This is a genomic window from Catellatospora paridis (assembly GCF_009720365.1).
GTDB lineage: Bacteria > Actinomycetota > Actinomycetes > Mycobacteriales > Micromonosporaceae > Catellatospora > Catellatospora paridis.
Genome location: NZ_ML769323.1, coordinates 49,199 through 67,201, shown reverse-complemented (window position 1 = coordinate 67,201; position 18,003 = coordinate 49,199). Strand labels below are relative to the sequence as shown.

Here is an 18,003-nt window from a genome sequence, read left to right as displayed (position 1 = left end):
CATCATCACGATTTGACCGCACCCTCCATGATGCCGCGGACGATCTGCCTGCCCCCGACGAACAACAAGATGATCAGTGGCACGGTAGCCACGAACGCGCCGGCGAGCACCCGCCGGTACAGCACATAATTACCGCTGGCCAGGTCGAACAGCGCGACCATCGAGGTCGGGTAGTCCGTGCCGCCCAGCGTGATCAGCGGCCACTGGAAGTCGTTCCAGCTGCCGACGAAGGTGAGCAGGCCCAGCACGGCCAGCGCGGGCCGGACCGCGGGCAGCACGATGCTCCAGTAGATGCGCATGGTCGTCGCGCCGTCGACGCGCCCCGACTCGATCAGCTCGTCGGGCACCGCGCCCAGGATGAACTGCCGCATGTAGAACACGCCGAACGCGCTGACCAGGCCGGGCACGATGACCGCGAGCAGGCTGCCGTTCCAGCCGCCCTCGCCGGGCAGGTAGCCCATCAGGATGTAGAGCGCGACGATGCCGAGCTGGTTGGGCACGGTGAGGGTCAGCACGACCATCACCATCAGGATCCGGCTGCCCCGGAACCGCAGCTTGGCGAACGCGAAGCCGGCCACCGAGCAGAAGAACAGCACCGACACGGTGACCACGGTGGACACGATGAGGCTGTTGACCAGCGACTCGGCGAAGTACACGTCCTGCAGCGAGAAGACCTCGTCGAGGTTCTTCATGAACTCGCCGCCCGGCAGGAACTTCGGCGGGATCTCGGCCAGCGCCGCGTCGGTGCTCGTCGCGATGACGAACATCCAGTAGATCGGGTAGATCGACAGCAGGAAGGTGAGGCCGAGCAGGAGGTACGTCCACTTGCCGGCCGGGGTGTCCTGGGGCGCGCGCCCCGACATGGACGGCTTGACCTTGCGGCGCGGCGCGGCCTCGCCGGGGTCTGCGCCGGGCGGGTTCGCGACGCGGGTGTCGGTGGTGGTGCTCACCGCTTTCCTCCTCCGAGCCGGTTGGTCAGCACGGTGTTGACGACCGCGACGACCACGATGATCAGGAACAGGGCCCAGGACATCGCCGCGGCGTAGCCCAGGTTGAGGTTCTTCCAGCCGACCTTGTAGATGAGCTGGGCGATGGTCTGCCACTCGCCGTTGGAGCCGCCGCTGGCCGACGCCGGGTTCGAGTCGAGCAGCATCGGTTCGGTGAACAGCTGCAGGCCGCCGATGGTGGACAGCACCACGGTGAAGATCACGACGGGCAGGATCATCGGCACGGTGATCCGCCACAGCTGCTTCCAGGCGGTCGCGCCGTCCAGCGCGGACGCCTCGTAGATGTCGCGCGGGATGGTCTGCATCGCCGACAGGTAGAGCAGCGCGTTGTAGCCGATCCACTTCCAGTTGACCATCGTGGCGATGGCCACCCAGGACTGCAGCTTGCCCGCGCGCCAGTCGATCGCGTCCACGCCGACGACGGACAGCACCCAGTTGGCCACGCCGGTGTCGCGCCCGAACACCACCAGGAAGACCAGCGTGGACGCGGTCAGCGGGGTGATGTACGGCAGCAGCATGCTGACCCGGAACCAGGTCTGCCCGCGCAGCCTGCGGTTGAGCAGGAACGCCACGCACAGGGCGAGCAGCAGCTGCGGCACCGTGGACAGCACGAAGATGCCGAAGGTGTTGTAGAGCGCGTTCCCGAAGTCCTCGTCGGTCAGCAGGCGCTCGAAGTTGGCCAGGCCCGCCCACCCGTCCTGGGCCGGATCGTCCAGCCGCCAGGTGCGCAGGGCCACCACGCCGTTGAAGATCAACGGGAACAACCCGAAGATCGCGAAGAGGATGAAGAACGGTGCGATCAGGACGTAAGGCATGTGCTTCACGTCGAATCGGTGCAGCCGGTGCGACAGCCCGCGCACGATTACCTCCATTAACCGAGGATGGTCGATATGATGCGGAACGTGGCGAGCGCCATGGCGGGCCACGTCCCGTCGCGGCGGGCGAAGGGGTGGACGCCGTAGGGAGACGCCCACCCCTTCTGATCCCCACTGCAACGCGCCGTGTGACGCAGGGTCAGGCCTTCGAAGCCTTGTCGGCTTCCTTGAGCGCTTGCGCCCAGGCGTCGGCGGCCTTGGTGGTGCCGGCCTGGACGGAGTTGATGACGTTCTCGACCGCGACCCGGGTCGGGCCGTTCTTCTTGCCCAGGTACTGCGGGGTCAGGCCCTCAGCGGTCTTGCTGAAGATCTGGCCGACCGGGGCGTTGCTGAAGAACGGGTTCTTGAAGTCGGCGATGGCGGGATCCTTGTAGAGGGCGGGCTGCGAGGGCAGGTTGCCGACCTTCTTGAAGATCTCGATCTGCTGCTCCGGCTGGATCAGCCACTCCAGCAGCTTGTACGCCTCGTCGGCATTCTTGCTCTGCTTCGGCACCGTCAGGAACGAGCCGCCCCAGTTGCCGCCGCCACCGGGGATGGCCGCGACGTCCCACTTGCCGGCGGTGTCCGGCGCGGTGTTCTTGATGTGGCCCTGCATCCACGCCGGGCAGGCCAGCACCGCGAAGTCACCCTTGACGAAGCCCGCGTTCCACTCCGGCGAGAAGGCCGGCAGGTTGGCCGACAGGCCGGCGCCGACGGCCTTGAGCGTCATGTCGAACGCGGCCTTCGGGCCGCCGTCCATCTTCAGCGTCTCGGACTCGTCGTAGAAGCCGACCGGCTGCTGGCCCAGGATCGGGTTGAACAGGTTGGTGCCGTTGTCGACGAACTTCTTCTTCGACTTGGCGGTGTAGTCCTGGCCGGTCTTGATGAAGTCGTCCCAGGTCGGCCACAGGGCGGACACCTTGTCCCGCTCGACCGGCAGGCCGGCGGCCTTGAACAGGTCGGTGCGGTAGCACATGGCCAGGCCGCCGACGTCGGTGCCGAGGCCGATCTGCGTCTTGCCGTCGGCCGACAGCGACTGCTTCCACTTCCAGCCCAGGTACTTGTCCTGGTACTTGCTCGCGCCCTTGTCCAGCAGGTTCACGAACTTGTCGGCCTGGCTGCGGAAGCTGACGATGAAGCCCTCGTCGATCGCGGCGATGTCGGGAGCGCCGGAGCCGGCGATGAGCTTCTTCTGCAGGTCCTCGTGCTGGGCGTTGTACTCACCCGAGTTGAGGACGATCTTGACGTTCGGGTTGGCGGCCTCGTACTTGGCCTTGAGTTCGTCGAGGCCGAAGTCGCCCCAGAAAGCGATCTTCAGCTCGACCGCGCCGCCGGGCTTCGACGGCTCGTCACTGCCGCCGCCCTTGCAGCCGGCAAGCGCGAGGGCGCCGACCGCGACGAGCGCGGTCGCCACGACCCAGCCGGACCTGTGCAGTCGCATATGTCCTCCGAAACAACTTGGAGCGCTCCCAGATATAGCGGAGCGTCTACTGAACCGGATAAGTGCACACACGGTATGGGTGCGCTCCCAACGTGTCAATAGGACGTCATCCTCGTGACGATCCTGTGACGTGGACCATGAAAACCGCTTAAGCAACTTCGTCGTACATCGATGACTACACTGATCTGGAGGGAAAACCGTGCGGTGAACGCGCTCTCCGTACGGCATGATCAGCGGGCCGCACGAGGACGCCGAAGGGGGTGCGCAGCGCCGTGGCCGAGGACTTGACGATCACCGATCAGCTCGTGATACCCGACAGCGAGCTGCGCGAACGCTTCTCGCGCAGCTCCGGTCCGGGCGGGCAGGGCGTCAACACCACCGACAGCCGGGTGGAGCTGTCCTTCGACGTGGAGCGCTCCCACACGCTCTCCGACGAGCTCCGTTCACGCATCCTCGAACGGCTGGGCGGACGGCTCGTCGCCGGCGTGCTGACCGTGGCCGCCAGCGAGCACCGCGCCCAGCTGTCCAACCGCGAGGCCGCCCGCGAACGCCTCGCCGGCCTGCTGCGCGAGGCGCTGGCACCCCCTCCGCCACCCCGCCGTCCCACCAAGATGAGCAAGGGCGCCAAGCAGCGCCGGCTACAGGCGAAAAAGCACCGTTCCGCCATCAAGCAACTGCGCCGCGGCGCCCACGACTGACCCGGCCCCGCTGAAGGCGGGTCAGTTGCGGGTCTGGCGGACGTCGGTGTTGACCGGGGCCTCGACGGCCAGGCGGAGGAACAGGTCGCAGGCCGTCTGGGCCTGCACCCGGCGCTGATAGGCGCGGCTGGCCACGGCGACCGCACCCGGACCGGTCTCCAGCCGCCACGCCCAGGCCAGCCGGCTCACCCGATGGATCACCGGCTCGGCCTCGGTGGCCGCGGCGCGCACCTCGTCCACCGCGCGCAGGCAGGCGTCGACGTCGGGGAAGCCCACACCCGACCGTCCCAGGTCACGGTTGTTGCTGGACAGCAGCCGCCAGGTGACGCCGGCGCACGCCCGCTCGTAGAACTCGAACCGAGCGGTCAACGTCATCTCCAGCGGTCGGTGAGCCGATCAGTCGACCCTTTCCCGCCGAGATGGACGGCTGTTGTCCTGGTGGTGAACAGAATGTCCCCCGTTGGGCGAAGAGACGGTCACAGGACCTCGCCACGCAGCTCGGGAAACACCTTGCCGACCTTGCCGAGCAGGTAGTCGCCGTAGGTCCCGGTGAACACCCGCAGGTCCTGGCCGTCCCAGCGGGGACGGCCGTCGGCGCCCTCGCGCGCCCGGCCGGGCAGCGGCGGGACCTCGGCCGAGAAGTCCGGGTCGAAGAAGAACGGAAACGACAGCCGCTCGTTGCCGCTGACGTTGCGCACCCGGTGCGGCGTCGAGCGGTAGTACCCGCCGGTCAGCCGGTCCAGCATGTCGCCGATGTTGCAGACGAACGTGCCGGGCACCGGCGGCGCGTCGAGCCAGCCGGACGGCGTACGCACCTGCAGGCCGCCGTTGCCGTCCTGGGCGAGCAGGGTGAGCAGTCCGTAGTCGGTGTGCTCGCCGACGCCCCAGCCGTCGTCCCCGGCCGGCGACGGCGGGTAGTGGAAGATCCGGAACAGGACCGTCGGGTCGGCCGTGTACCCGTCGGCGAAGTAGCCCTCGGGCAGGTCCAGGCTCACCGCGACACCGCGCATCACCTCCTGCGCCACCCCGGTCAGCGCCGCCAGGTACGCCGGGACGACCGCGGCCAGCTCGGGCACCTGCCGCGGGTACAGGTTGGACCCGTGCAGCGGCAGCCCGGCCAGCACCCGCGCGTCGTCGGCGGGCAGCTCCGCGCCGAAGTACAGGCCCTCCTTGAGGTCCGGGCGCCCGGAGGTCAGCTCGCCGCCGACCGGGAAGAACCCGCGCCAGGCCCGCCCGCCGCGGACCATCGCGATCTCCAGCTTCTCGTCCTCGGGCAGCGCGAAGAACTCCCGCGACGCCGCGTCGAGCCGCCCGAGCAGCTCGTCCGGGACACCGTGCCCGGCCAGGTAGAAGAACCCGCTGTCGCGGCAGGCCGCGCGGATCCCGACGGCCACGGCGGCGCGGTCGGCGGACAGGTCGACGATCGGCAGAGCACCCATCCGATCATTCTGACAGCCTGCCGCGGACCGCGCCGCCGCTGCTCAGCCGCCCGCCACCAGGCGGGCGACCCGGGTGCACCCGGGCGGCGAGTAGCCGTACACCGGATCGAGCGGCAGGCGGTAGGCGTCTGCTCCGGTGCCGATGACCCGCGTTCCGTCGGTCCACAGCAGATCCGCGTCGCGGAAGCACAGGGGCTGCGCGAACCCCTCGGACGACAGGTCGATCCGGTGCAGCACGCGGCCGTCGCCGAGCGCGAACCTGACCACGGCGGTCACCGTATCGGCGCCGCCCGGCCGGGATCGCATGATCTCCACGCCCGCGGTGCCGTCGACGGCGGGCAGGACGAAGGCGATCCGGCTGCGTTCACCGTCCGCGTCGAAGATCTTGACGGCGATGGCGGACTCCCCGACGCGCAGCAGGCCCCGCAGGTCCACGGTGATCCTGCGGGCGGCCCCCGTCAGCGGGTCGAGCCGGTCGAGCGTGACGGTGTCGTCGGTGATCTGGCCGCCGAGCCGCAGCAGCTCGCCGCTGTCCAGCACGGCGGCGACGGGCCTGGCCGCGTCGGCCGGGACGAACTCGTGCACCGACCAGTCGCCGGTCCTGACCAGCACCTCCCCGACCTCCGGGTAGCGCTGCGCGAACAGCCAGGTCCCGGCGGGCGACCAGCGGGCCTGCGTGAGCTCGTACGGCAGCCGGTGCACGCTCGACGTGGTCAGCTCGCGCGCCACGGTCCCCTGCGGCGACGACCAGAGCAGCCACCGGCCGTCCGGCGACAGGACCGGCTCCACGGTGAACCCGCCGGTCGGCGCGGACGGCAACCGGTACCGGCGGCCGTCGCCGCCCAGCAACTCGAAGACGGGGCCGTCCGAGGTCTGCTTCGTCAGCAGCAGCGCACCGCCGCGCACGCCCCGGTCCGCGGGCAGGTCCAGGACGTCACCGGGTGGCACGGCGGCGGGCAGCGGCGGCAGCGTCACCGGCGAGATCGACGGGGCGGGCGTGGACGGGCTCGGCGAGCTGGTCACCGGCGGCGGCGGGGTGGCACCGGCCAGCGCGTACCAGACCGCGCCCAGCAGCAGTGGCAGCACCGCGAGCACCGCCGCCGCACCTGCCAGCCGGGTCCGCCGCCGGTGCGCCGTCGCCAGCGCGGCCTGCGCGTCGGCGTACTGCCCGGCGTGCTCGGCGACCAGCGGCAGCGAGCGCCGGAGGTTGGTCAGCGCCAGGTTGGTCTGGCTCTTGACGGTGCCCACCGAGCAGCCCATGGCGGCCGCGGTGTCCGCCTCGGACAGGTCCTCGTAGTAGCGCAGCACCAGCACGGCCCGCTGGCGCGGGGCGAGGGTGGCCAGCGCGCGGGTGAGCAGGACCCGTTCCACCACCCGGCCGGGCTCGTCGGGACCGGCGCGATCGGGCAGTTCGGCCATCGGCCGCGCCGGACGCCGCCGCCACCAGGAGATCTGCTCGTTGACCATGATGCGCCGGACGTACGCCTCCGGCTGGCCGTACTCCATGACCTGCCGCCATCGGGTCGCGGCCTTGGCCAGCGCGGTCTGCACCAGGTCCTCGGCCGCGTGGTGCTCGCCGGTGAGCAGGAACGCCGTGCGCGACAGCGCCCCGCCCCGCGCGACGACGAACTCGTGGAAGCCGTCGTATCGGCTCATCCGTCACCTCCACTCCCCCTACGCGGCAGCGTGCCCGGAGGTTGGGATCATCCGGCACGGCCGTTGTGGCGGAAGCACGGCCCACGTGCCGCGGCATCAGTCCGCCTCCCGCACGGTCACGGGAGGCGGACCGGTCACCGTCAGGGGACCATCGAGCCGAGCTGCGTGGAACGCCCGCAGCCCGCGGGCTCCACGACGTGCATGGGGTCGTCGAGTTCCATCAGCAGTGCCATGCCCTCGGGCACCGCTGCCCGGCGGACGGTTCTGAGGTCCGTCCACAGCAGCTCCCCACCCCGGAAGCACAGTGGGAACGCCAGGCCGTCCGGCGGCACCGTGATCCGGCGAAGCACCCGGCCGTCGGCCGTGGAGAACTGGAGCACCCCCACCACCTGGGCGGACCCGTGCGAGCTCAGGCCGACCACCTCCACCGCGGCCGAACTGCCGGGGGCCGGGAGGATCGACCACTTGTAGATCGACTCACCTTGGCCGAGCCGGCCGGCCACGTCGACGGTGATCGCCCGCCCGGCCCCGGTCACCGGATCCACGACCTCCATCGGCACGGCCGTCGCGGTGGGGCTGCCGGCGGAGCGCAGCAGCTCGCCACTGTCCAGCACGACCTTGGTCGACCTGTCCCAGGACACCACGGGCGCGAGCTCACGGGCCGTCCAGTCGGGCAGGTGGAAGAGGGTCTCGCCCTTGCCCGCGTATGCGGGCAGCAGGAACCAGTCGCCGCTGGGCGACCAGAGCGGGGCGTTCGACGTGGCGGGCAACTCGCGCACCTCGGTCCCGGTAAGGTCGCGCACCAGCGTCGCGGCGGACGTCGCCCAGGTGAGCCAGCGGCCGTCCGGGGAGAGCGTCGGGGCGGTCACGAAACCCGCCTCGGGCGGCACGACCTCGTAGTAGTGGCCGTCGAGCGTGACCAGGAGGGTTCTCGGACCTGGGAACGCCCGACCGTCGTGCACCTGCAGCACCGCTGGTCCGATGCCCCGGTCGCCGGGCAGCTCCTCGATAGCGGCATTCACATCCAGCCGGGACGGCAGAGCCGGCAACGGCTTGACCGGAGCCGGGACGCCGGACGGTGTGGTGGCCACCGGCGGCGGGACGGTGTCGGGGTCGCGCACGACACACCACAGCAGGCCTGCCAGCATCGGCACGGTCAGCAGCGCGGCGGCCACCGTGCGGCCGGTCCGGCGGCGGCGCGCCAGGGCCAGCGCGGCCCCGCCGTCCGCGTAGTCCTCCGCCTGCTCGGCATAGCGCGGCAGCGCGCGCCGCAGGTGGCCCAGCGCCAGGTGGGTCTGACTCTTCACGGTGCCGACGGAACAGCCCATCAGCGCGGCGGTGTCCGCCTCGGACAGGTCCTCGTAGTAGCGCAGCACCACCACGGCGCGCTGGCGCGGGGTGAGCGTGCCCAGCGCCTGTCCGAGCGCGATGCGCTCCACGACCTGCCCCGGCTCGTCGGGACCGGCCCGCTCGGGCACCTGCGCCACGGGCCGGGCGGGCCGCCTGCGCCACCACGAGATCTGCTCGTTGATCATGATGCGCCGGATGTACGCCTCCGGCTGAGTGTGCTCCACCAGCCAACGCCACCGCGACGCCGCCTTGGCCAGCGCCGACTGCACCAGATCCTCCGCCGCGTGGTGCTCCCCCGTCAGCAGGAACGCCGTGCGCGACAGCGCCCCGCCCCGCGCCACGACGAACTCGTGGAACCCGTCGTACCTGTCCATCCGCCACCTCCGCCCCCATGACGCGACGGAACCCTTCCGGGTTGGAGGTCATCCTCCGGCAATCCGCGGCTGCGGCGATCGGAGGTCGATCACCGCAGCCCTCGGTGGCCGTTCTGAACCCGTGCCCCTATCGCCAGTAGGCCGTCCGCAGACAACCAGGCAGCTGGTACGCGTCGTGGCGGTGGTCGATCGTGAACACCGCGCGGTGGATCGGCTCGTCCCCCGCGACCCGGACGGCGACACCGTCGTGCCAGAGCATCTCCCCACCCCGGAAGCACATCGGCCACACGACGTCCGTGCCCAGCGCGCCGTGCCCGACGAGGTCGAGCCGCTCCTGCACCCGCCCGTCGGCGAGCGAGAACTCGAGCAGCGCCACCTCTCTGCGCTGCTGCACCACCGACACCGTGCCCACGTCGCCGGTGCCGACCATGACGACGACGACCTGCTCCTGCTCGGGCGTGGTGACGGCGATCGTGGTCTCGCCCGCGCGCAGCCACGGCGCGGCGTCGACGGCGAAGCGGGTGCGCACCGCGCCGGTCATCGGATCGAACACCTTCAGCGGCGTACGCGCAGCGGTGCGTGGCCCGTCGTACGCCAGCGCGTGGCCGTCGTCCAGCACCGCGACGGGGTACGTCGGGGGCGTGGTCGCCGGCGCCTCGTGGACGGTCCACCCGGCCAGCTCCACGTAGCTGTCACGGCCGCCTGGGACCTGCGAGTAGAGCCACCTGGTGCCCGGCGACCACAGCACCTGCCGGGAACCGGGCAGCCGGTGCTCGGCGGTGCCGGTCAGGTCCCGGACGATCGTCGCCTCCCGGATGGTCCAGGCCAGCCAGCGGCCGTCCGGCGACAGCAGGAAGCTGACGCCGAAGTCGTCGTCCGGCACGGACAGGCGGTAGCGCCGTCCGTCGGCGGCGATCAGCTCGGCCGTCTGGACCTCGGGCGTCGCCGCTTCGACGACCAGCAGCGAGACCGGGCCGACGGCGCGGTCCTTCGGCAGGTCCTGGATGTCGTCGCTGATCCCCGCCAGCGACGGCGGCAGCGGCGCGAGTGCCGACGTGGCCGACGGGCCCGGCGAGGGGGTGGACAGCACCGGCGGCGGCACGGGCGAACCGCCGCGCAGGGCGTACAGCACCGTCGCGAGCGCGAGCGGGACCAGCGCGAGCGCGGCCACCGCGGCGACCCGCCGCGTGCGCCGCTGCCGGGCCTTGGCCATGGCTTGCGCGGCGTCAGCGTACTGGCCGGATTCCTCCGCGAACAGCGGCAGCGCACGCCGTAGGTGGCTCAGCGCGAGGTGGGTCTGGCTCTTCACGGTGCCGATCGAGCAGCCCATCGTCGCGGCGGTGTCCGCCTCGGACAGGTCCTCGTAGAAGCGCAGCACCAGCACCGCCCGCTGGCGCGGGGTGAGCGTGCCCAGCGCCTGCCCCAGGGCCACCCGGTCCACGATCCGGTGCGGCTCGTCGGGGCCGGGCAGGTCGGGCAGGTCGGCCACCGGCCACGCCGGTCTGCGCCGCCACCACGAGATCTGCTCGTTGATCATCGTGCGCCGGACGTACGCCTCCGGCTGGCCGTACTCCATGATCTGCCGCCACCGGGTCGCGGCCTTGGCCAGCGCCGACTGCACCAGGTCCTCGGCCGCGTGGTGCTCCCCGGTCAGCAGGAACGCCGTACGCGACAGCGCCCCGCCCCGGGCCACCACGAACTCGTGGAACCCGTCATACCTGTTCATCTGCCACCTCCGCCACCAATACGCGGCGGCCCTTCTCGAGGTTGGAGGTCGTCACCGTGGTTCCGCAAACGATTCCTGCGGTGCCGAGCGAAGCGAAAGAGTTTCGCGTTCGCTATGCTGCCGATCACATCGCCGTGCATCAGGAGAGTGGCAGCGTGGACGCAGACGTCATCGTGGTCGGAGCCGGGCTGGCCGGCCTCGTCGCCACCGCCGAGCTGGCCGACGCGGGCAAGCGCGTCATCCTGCTCGACCAGGAGCCCGAGGCGTCGCTCGGCGGGCAGGCCTTCTGGTCGTTCGGCGGCCTGTTCCTGGTCGACACGCCCGAGCAGCGCCGGATGGGCATCAAGGACTCCCCCGAGCTGGCCCTGCAGGACTGGCTGGGCAGCGCCGGGTTCGACCGTGAGTGCGACGCGTGGCCGCGCCGGTGGGCGCAGGCCTACGTGGACTTCGCCGCGGGCGAGAAGCGGTCCTGGCTGCACGCGCAGGGTGTGCGCTTCTTCCCCGTGGTCGGCTGGGCCGAGCGTGGCGGCTACCTCGCCGACGGGCACGGCAACTCGGTGCCGCGCTTCCACATCACCTGGGGCACCGGTCCGGGCGTGCTGGCCCCGTTCGTCCGCCGGGTCCGCGCCGCAGTGGACAAGGGCCTGGTCACGCTCGCATTCCGGCACCGCGTGGATGAACTGACGCAGACCGCCGGCATCGTCGACGGCGTACGCGGCGCCGTGCTGGAGCCGAGCGCGGCCGCGCGGGGCGAGGCGAGTTCGCGTACCGAGGTGGGTGATTTCTCCTTCCGCGCGCAGGCGGTGATCGTCACCTCCGGCGGCATCGGCGGCAACCACGACCTGGTCCGGCGCAACTGGCCGCAGCGGCTGGGCACCCCGCCGCAGCGGCTGCTGTCCGGCGTGCCCGCGCACGTGGACGGCCGCATGCTCGGCATCACCGAGGACGCGGGCGGCAACCAGATCAACCGCGACCGGATGTGGCACTACACCGAGGGCATCGAGAACTGGGCCCCGATCTGGGCGAAGCACGGCATCCGGATCCTGCCCGGCCCGTCCTCGCTGTGGCTGGACGCGACCGGCAAGCGGCTGCCGGTGCCGCTGTTCCCGGGCTTCGACACGCTCGGCACGCTGGAGCACATCATGGGCACCGGGCACGAGTACACCTGGTTCGTGCTCACCCAGAAGATCATCGAGAAGGAGTTCGCGCTGTCGGGCTCCGAGCAGAACCCCGACCTGACCGGCAAGAGCGTGCGGCAGGTGCTCAAGCGGGCGCTGCCCGGCGCGCCGGGGCCGGTGGAGGCGTTCAAGCGCAACGGGGCGGACTTCGTCGTCGCGGACACCCTGGCCGAGCTGGTCGCGGGCATGAACAAGCTGACCGGCGAGGGCCTGTTGGACCTCGCCGACGTGCAGCGGCAGGTCGAGGCACGCGACCGCGAGATGACCAACACGTTCACCAAGGATCTGCAGGTCACCGCGATCCGCGGGGCTCGCAACTACCGCGGGGACAAGCTGATCCGGGTCGCGACGCCGCACCGGCTGCTGGACCCGAAGGCGGGTCCGCTGATCGCGGTCCGGCTCAACATCCTCACCCGCAAGAGCCTGGGCGGGCTGGAGACCGACCTGGCGGGCCGGGTGCTGCGGGCGGACGGCACACCACTGCCCGGGGTGTACGCGGCCGGCGAGGTCTCCGGGTTCGGCGGCGGTGGCGTGCACGGCTACCGGTCGCTGGAGGGCACGTTCCTCGGCGGCTGCATCTTCTCCGGCCGCCAGGCGGGCCGCGCCGCCGCCGCGGCCGTGTGACCGGGCCGTGGCCGACCACACCCGGCCACGGCCCTTCCCACCCGCCCGGACGGGGTCCCGGCCGCTAGCGCGGCATGACCGCCCGCCGCAGGCAGGCGCACAGATCGAGTTAAGAAGGGCACCTTCTTCTGCGCAAAGCGTTAAGAAGGTGCCCTTCCTTTCTCTTGGGGCGGGAGAATGCGGGGATGACGGAGACGGCTGTGGAGGTCGTGGTCGGGACCCGGGACGGACGGATACGGGGGCGGGTCGACAACGGGGTCGCGGTGTTCCTGGGCATCCCCTACGCGGCCGCACCGTTCGGGGAGCACCGGTTCGCCGCGCCCGCGCCGGTGAAGCCGTGGACGGGCGTGCGCGACGCGCTGGTCTACGGGGCCACCGCGCCCAAGGCGCCGTTCCCGCCGCCGATGGACCGGCTGCTGTCGGATCCGTCGATCCCCGGTGACGAGTGCCTGAACCTGAACGTATGGGCACCCGCGGGCGCGTCCGGGCGGCCGGTGATGGTGTGGATCCACGGCGGCTCGCTGCGCAACGGGTCGAACTGCCTGCCCGCGTACGACGGGCGCAACTTCGCCCGCGACGGCGTCGTCCTCGTGTCGATCAACTACCGGCTGGGCATCGAGGGCTTCGGCGTCTTCCCCGACGCCCCGGCCAACCTCGGCCTGCGCGACCAGATCGCGGCGCTGAGCTGGGTGCGCGACAACATCGCGGCGTTCGGCGGCGACCCGGCCAACGTGACCCTGTTCGGCGAGTCGGCCGGCTCCATCTCGATCGGCGCGCTGCTGACCAGCCCGTACGCGCGAGGGCTGTGCCACCGGGCGGTGCTGCAGAGCGGGGCGCCGACCGCGCAGCCGCCCGAGGCCGCGGGCCGCTCCACCCGGCTCATCGCGAAGCGGCTGAAGGTACCGGCGACCGCCGCGGCGTTCGCGCAGGTGGACCGGGCCCGGCTGCTGGCCGCGCAGGTGTCGATCACCCGGGGCGGGCCGCCGATCGGCAACGGCAACGGGTTCACCCTGGCCGTCGACGGCGACGTGCTGCCCCGCGACCCGATGGTGGCGCTGCACGACGGCGCGGCCGCGGACATTCCCGTGCTGTTGGGCTACAACGCCGAGGAGTACCGGCTGTGGTTCGTACCGACCGGCCTGGTCGACCGGATCAACCGGTTCACGCTGCGGCTGGCCCTGGCCAAGTTCCGGGTGCGGGCACGCACCGCGCGCACCTACCGGGCCGCGCGGCCGGAGGCGTCACCGGGTGAGCTGCTGGGCGTCATCGCCACCGACCGGCTGCTCCGGCGGCCGCTCAACCTGCTGGCCGACGCCCGGACGCCGGGCGACACCTGGCTGTACGAGTTCGCCTGGCCGTCCCCGATGGAGCGACTCGGCGCGTGCCACGCCCTGGAGATCGGTTTCGTCTTCGACACCCTGGGCACGCCCGACGGGCTACCGCTGTCCGGCCCGAACCCGCCGCAGGAACTCGCCGACGCCATGCACCGGGCCTGGGTCGACTTCGCCACCACCGGCGACCCGGGCTGGACCCGCTGGAACGACACCCGCCCCGTGATGCGCTTCGACGTCCCCGCCCCGCTGCTCGTCCACGCCCCGAACGACCAGGAGCTGCGCTCCTGGACCTGACCCCGCCCGGAGCCGGCCTGCAGTTTCGGGGAAAGTGCCGGTATGTGCGGGCCCATTCGCGCAGTTTCCCCGAAACTGCAGGCGATCAGGCGTGGTGTGCCTGGGCGAGTTGGGCCGACAGCAGCGTCGGGGCCTCGGCGAGGGAGGGTCCGTACCAGGTGAGGTGGCGGCCGGAGACGAGGGCGCAGGTTCGGCCGGGGAAGGCTTCGGGGCCGTCGTCGCGGGCGAAGGGGTAGGGCTCGTCGGGGAGCACGACGAGGTCGACGTCTCGCGCCAGCAGCTCGTCGACGGCCGGGCGGGGGTAGCGCTCGGGGTCGTCGCCGTACACGTTGGTCACGCCCAGGCGGCGCAGCACGTCGCCGGCGAAGGTGCCACCGCCGAGCACGATCCAGGGCCGCCGCCACACGGGGACGATCGCGCGCCGCGAAGACGTCGTGGCCGGCAGGTCAGCCCACGCGGTACGGGCCGCGGCCAGCCAGGCGGGCTCGGCGGGCGCGCCCAGCGCGGTCAGCATCCGGCCCAGCTCGTCGAGGGCCTCGTCGACGGTGCGCGGGTAGGTGACGTACAGCTCGACGCCCGCGGCCCGCAGCGCCTCGGCGTCGGACTCCCGGTTCTCCTCGACGTTGACCAGGACGACGTCCGGCCGCAGCGCCAGCACCCGGTCGAGGTCCGGATACTTGCTGCCGCCCACGCGTGTCGCGGCCAGCCCGACCGGGTGGGTGCACCAGTCGGTGACGCCCACCAGCGCCTCGGGCAGCGTCGCCGCGACGGCCTCGGTCAGCGACGGCACCAGGGAGACGATCCGCATCCGAGCGACCCTAGTGCGCCGTCGGGTCGTCGATGTCGTCGACCAGCCAGCCGAAGGTCTCCGTGCCGGGCAGCGGCTTGCTGAACAGGTAGCCCTGTCCGTAGGGGCAGCCGATGTCGGCGAGGATGTCGCGCTGCTCCTGCGTCTCGATGCCCTCCGCGATGACCTCCAGCCCGAGCGTGTTGGCCAGCCGCACGATGCCCTCCACCAGCGCCCGCTGCTGGGCGGAGAGGGCGATCTCGCCGACGAAGGACTTGTCCAGTTTCACCACGTCCAGCGACATCTGCCGCAGGTAGCTCAGCGACGAGTAGCCGGTGCCGAAGTCGTCGATCGCGACGCGTACCCCCGCCTCGCGCAGCTCGGCCAGGTCGGCCCAGACCTCCTCGTCCTCGTGCAGCAGCAGCGTCTCGACGATCTCGAGCATCATCCGGTGCGCGGGCAGGCCCGCCTCGTCCAGCTCGCGCAGCAGGTCGGCGACCACGCCGGGGGTGCGGAACTGGCGGGCGGAGATGTTGATGCTGATGTACGGGCTCAGCCCGGCCCGGGTCGGCCACTGGGCCGCCGTGGCCAGCGCCTGGCGCACCACCTGGGTGCCGATCGGGACGATCAGGCCGGACTCCTCGGCCAGGCCGATGAACTCGCCGGGCGCCAGCGTGCCGCGGCTGGGGTGCTCCCAGCGCACCAGCGCCTCGAAGCCCACCGTGCCGCCGCCGGTCAGCCCGACGACCGGCTGGAAGCGCAGGCTGAACTCCTCCTCGGCGACGGCCCGGTCCAGGTCGGCCTTCAGCTGGAGCCGCTCGACCAGGGCCTCGTGCAGCGCCGGCTGGTAGCGCCGCCACTGCCCCTTGCCCTCCCCCTTGGCCGAGTACAGCGCCAGGTCGGCGTGGCGCAGCAGCTCGTCGCCGTCGTGGGCGTGCCGGGTGGTGGCGACCCCGACGCTGGCCCCGGCGGGCACCCGCTGGTCGCCCACGGGCACGGGCGCCGACAGCACCCGCACCACCCGCTCGGCGACCGCCTCGATCGCACCGGTGCCGGCGGAGTCCTCGATCAGCGCCGCGAACTCGTCGCCGCCCAGCCGGGCGGCGGTGTCGTGCGGGCGCAGCACGCCCTTGAGCCGCTCGGCGACCGAGGTCAGCAGCTCGTCGCCGACCGGGTGGCCCATCGTGTCGTTGACGTCCTTGAAGTCGTCGAGGTCGATGAAGAGCACCCCGGCGATGGTGCCGTTGCGGCGGGCCCGGTCCACGGCGAGGGTCACCCGGTCGATGAACAGGGCACGGTTGGCCAGCCCGGTCAGCGAGTCGTGGAAGGCCCGGTGGGTCAGCTCCCGCTCCAGCCGGCGGCGCTGCGTCACGTCGCGCAGTGTGATCACCAGGCCGCCGACCGCCGGGTCCTCCCGCAGGTCGCGGCTGGAGACCTCCACCTGCAGCCGCCGGTCCCCGAAGCCCCACACGGTCCAGTCGGTGGTCTCGCCGCGCCGCTCCTGGCGCGCCCGCAGCAGGTAGCCCGCGCTGCGCTCGCGCTCCTCCGGCACGACGAGGTCGAGCAGGTGGTTGCCCTCCAGCGCCTCGCGGCCGAACATCGCCGCCGCGGACGGGCTGCAGTAGCGGATCTCGTCCTCGCCCGCCACGATCATGATCACGTCGGCCGTGTTGTGCACCAGCGCGCGGAAGTAGGCCTCGCTGTCGCGGCGGTTGACCTCGTCGTTCAGCATGATCCGGGACAGCGCCAGGGCCGCCTGCAGGGCGAGCACCTCCATCGCGCCGCGCAACGTCTGCAGCACGTCCTCCTCGGCCGCGACCAGCAGCGTGCCGATGCTGTGCCCGCCCGAGGTGCCGTCCGCCGGCGCGAGCGGGCAGCTCAGCACGGTGTCGAACCCGGTCAGCTGGTCGGCGTGCTCCGGGGGCAGTTCGCCGGTGCGGCACAGCACCGCCGGCCGGGGCCCGCCGGACTGCTCCCGCTCGGCCCCGGCCCGCTCCGGCTCCTCGAGCGCCAGGATCACCCGGTGCTCGGCGTGGCTGGGCATAAGCCCGGTCGCTGTGTCGCGTACGACGTCGCTGACCTGGGCTATGTCGGTGGCGGCGACCAGGCCGACGCCCGCCTCGCGCAGCATGCGCTCGCGGGCCAGCGCCTGCCGGTGGATGCGCATGGCGTCCAGCAGCCGGATCAGCACCAGCACGAACATGGCGATGCACAGCAGCGCGATGCCCTCGGCGTTGCGCACCGGCCCGCGCAGCGCCTGGAAGAGCAGCACCATCGGCGGGATGAACGACGACAGCCCCAGCACCACCACCCGGCTGCCGCTGAGCTCCGCGGACGGGGCGGGTCGCGGCTCGGTCAGCCAGACCATCGAGGGCAGCAGCGCGGCCAGCCCCCAGCCCCAGTAGAGCAGCATCCAGCCGATGTCGAGCGACCCGCCGATGTGCCAGAACCCGTCCATCCGTGCGAACAGGTGCAGGTTGTCGCTGACGAACATGCCGACGCCGCCCACGGCCAGCAGCGCCACCGGTGCGCTCCAGCGCGCGACCAGCACGATCCGCACCACCATCGCCAGCAGCAGCAGGTCGGCCAGGGGATAGGCGACCGCGGCGATCTGGTCCAGCGCCGTCAATCCGGGCGTACGGAAGCGCGGCTCGATGATGAACATCCAGGCCAGCAGGCCCAGGCCCAGGATCAGCGTGACCGCGTCGAGTACGCCGGCCCGGTCACGCATCACCCAGCCGGAGCGGGCCAGACCCATCAGGCCCATGCTCATGACGACGAACATGGCCAGGTAGACCATGTCGACCAGGAACGGGACGTCGTAGGGCGCCAGGTAGTCGCTGTTGAGCACGGCGGAGCAGAGGTCCCCGAGCACGAACAGCAGGAGCGCCCCGGCCAGCAGGTACCAGGGACGGGGCCGGCGCGGCCGGTTGCGGCGCACGCCGTAGACGATCGCGGCCGCGCCGCTCAGCCCGAGCGCGGCCCACAATCCCACCTGCCACGGCCTGATGACGTAATAGAGCACGCCAAGCAGCACCATCCAGGCCGTGAAGAGCACTGAAACGGCGCGAGACGACACAATCCCCTCCGGATAACACTATTACGGGTCCGGTTCCCTGACGGGGCAACGCGAAAACCAACGATTCGGGCAAAGCGGTGCACGTTCGTCGATCGTTTTGAGCGCTCCCGTGGATACCGGGTACTCTGACCGCCTGCCCCTACGGCACCGAGGCTGTCTCAC

General features: G+C 71.7%; 10 protein-coding genes and 3 pseudogenes. 3 read left to right on the top strand and 10 right to left on the bottom strand.

All coding sequences use genetic code 11. The annotated features are described in order from the left end of the window. Nucleotides 1-5: 5 nt before the first annotated feature. From F9C41_RS26365 to F9C41_RS26355, 3 genes are all read right to left on the bottom strand, one after another. The gene (locus tag F9C41_RS26365; RefSeq protein ID WP_155389665.1) at nucleotides 6-863 is read right to left on the bottom strand and encodes a carbohydrate ABC transporter permease; all 858 of its coding nucleotides are present in this window, start codon (nucleotides 861-863) and stop codon (nucleotides 6-8) included. A gap of 83 nt (nucleotides 864-946) precedes the next feature. Next, the gene (locus tag F9C41_RS26360; RefSeq protein ID WP_155389540.1) at nucleotides 947-1,879 is read right to left on the bottom strand and encodes a carbohydrate ABC transporter permease; all 933 of its coding nucleotides are present in this window, start codon (nucleotides 1,877-1,879) and stop codon (nucleotides 947-949) included. Nucleotides 1,880-2,021: 142 nt separating this feature from the next. Beyond that, nucleotides 2,022-3,302, bottom strand: a complete 1,281-nt coding sequence (locus tag F9C41_RS26355; RefSeq protein ID WP_155389539.1) for an ABC transporter substrate-binding protein — start codon at nucleotides 3,300-3,302, stop codon at nucleotides 2,022-2,024. Between the two features lie 272 nt (nucleotides 3,303-3,574). Between F9C41_RS26355 and arfB the strand changes: the two genes are divergently transcribed. Continuing rightward, the gene (gene arfB / locus F9C41_RS26350) at nucleotides 3,575-4,000 is read left to right on the top strand and encodes an alternative ribosome rescue aminoacyl-tRNA hydrolase ArfB (RefSeq protein WP_155389538.1); all 426 of its coding nucleotides are present in this window, start codon (nucleotides 3,575-3,577) and stop codon (nucleotides 3,998-4,000) included. Between the two features lie 21 nt (nucleotides 4,001-4,021). On the opposite strand, the gene F9C41_RS26345 is transcribed toward arfB, so the two are convergent. The 5 genes and pseudogenes from F9C41_RS26345 to F9C41_RS26325 form a co-directional block, all read right to left on the bottom strand. Then, nucleotides 4,022-4,369 (bottom strand): hypothetical protein, encoded by a 348-nt coding sequence (locus F9C41_RS26345; RefSeq protein ID WP_230690031.1) that lies wholly within the window; start codon nucleotides 4,367-4,369, stop codon nucleotides 4,022-4,024. A 107-nt stretch (nucleotides 4,370-4,476) separates the two neighbouring features. Continuing rightward, nucleotides 4,477-5,439 carry an isopenicillin N synthase family dioxygenase gene (locus F9C41_RS26340; protein ID WP_155389536.1) on the bottom strand — a complete coding sequence of 321 codons (963 nt, stop codon included), beginning with the start codon at nucleotides 5,437-5,439 and terminating at the stop codon, nucleotides 4,477-4,479. Nucleotides 5,440-6,636: 1,197 nt separating this feature from the next. Next, nucleotides 6,637-7,095: pseudogene (locus tag F9C41_RS41520) on the bottom strand (SigE family RNA polymerase sigma factor); the annotation flags it as partial. Nucleotides 7,096-8,360: 1,265 nt separating this feature from the next. Then, nucleotides 8,361-8,819: pseudogene (locus F9C41_RS26330) on the bottom strand (SigE family RNA polymerase sigma factor); the annotation flags it as partial. A gap of 1,267 nt (nucleotides 8,820-10,086) precedes the next feature. Continuing rightward, nucleotides 10,087-10,545, bottom strand: a pseudogene (locus F9C41_RS26325) (SigE family RNA polymerase sigma factor); the annotation flags it as partial. Between the two features lie 155 nt (nucleotides 10,546-10,700). On the opposite strand from F9C41_RS26325, the gene F9C41_RS26320 reads away from it, so the two are divergent. Together F9C41_RS26320 and F9C41_RS26315 are read left to right on the top strand one after the other, a co-directional pair. Continuing rightward, nucleotides 10,701-12,347, top strand: coding sequence for an FAD-binding dehydrogenase (locus F9C41_RS26320; RefSeq protein WP_196279959.1), 1,647 nt, complete (start codon nucleotides 10,701-10,703; stop codon nucleotides 12,345-12,347). A gap of 185 nt (nucleotides 12,348-12,532) precedes the next feature. Beyond that, the gene (locus F9C41_RS26315; protein WP_155389533.1) at nucleotides 12,533-13,975 is read left to right on the top strand and encodes a carboxylesterase/lipase family protein; all 1,443 of its coding nucleotides are present in this window, start codon (nucleotides 12,533-12,535) and stop codon (nucleotides 13,973-13,975) included. Between the two features lie 85 nt (nucleotides 13,976-14,060). On the opposite strand, the gene F9C41_RS26310 is transcribed toward F9C41_RS26315, so the two are convergent. Beyond that, the gene (locus F9C41_RS26310; protein ID WP_155389532.1) at nucleotides 14,061-14,783 is read right to left on the bottom strand and encodes a helical backbone metal receptor; all 723 of its coding nucleotides are present in this window, start codon (nucleotides 14,781-14,783) and stop codon (nucleotides 14,061-14,063) included. A 10-nt stretch (nucleotides 14,784-14,793) separates the two neighbouring features. Further along, nucleotides 14,794-17,802, bottom strand: a complete 3,009-nt coding sequence (locus tag F9C41_RS42065) for a putative bifunctional diguanylate cyclase/phosphodiesterase (RefSeq protein WP_155389531.1) — start codon at nucleotides 17,800-17,802, stop codon at nucleotides 14,794-14,796. Nucleotides 17,803-18,003 lie beyond the last annotated feature (201 nt).

What these genes read in the sequence shown, in the direction of transcription:
- F9C41_RS26310 (WP_155389532.1), bottom strand. Translation starts at nt 14,783, where the DNA reads ATGCGGATCGTCTCCCTGGTGCCGTCGCTGACCGAGGCCGTCGCGGCG.
- F9C41_RS26355 (WP_155389539.1), bottom strand. Translation starts at nt 3,302, where the DNA reads ATGCGACTGCACAGGTCCGGCTGGGTCGTGGCGACCGCGCTCGTCGCG.
- F9C41_RS26315 (WP_155389533.1), top strand. Translation starts at nt 12,533, where the DNA reads ATGACGGAGACGGCTGTGGAGGTCGTGGTCGGGACCCGGGACGGACGG.
- F9C41_RS26360 (WP_155389540.1), bottom strand. Translation starts at nt 1,879, where the DNA reads ATGGAGGTAATCGTGCGCGGGCTGTCGCACCGGCTGCACCGATTCGAC.
- F9C41_RS26340 (WP_155389536.1), bottom strand. Translation starts at nt 5,439, where the DNA reads ATGGGTGCTCTGCCGATCGTCGACCTGTCCGCCGACCGCGCCGCCGTG.
- F9C41_RS42065 (WP_155389531.1), bottom strand. Translation starts at nt 17,802, where the DNA reads ATGGTGCTGCTTGGCGTGCTCTATTACGTCATCAGGCCGTGGCAGGTG.
- F9C41_RS26365 (WP_155389665.1), bottom strand. Translation starts at nt 863, where the DNA reads ATGTCGGGGCGCGCGCCCCAGGACACCCCGGCCGGCAAGTGGACGTAC.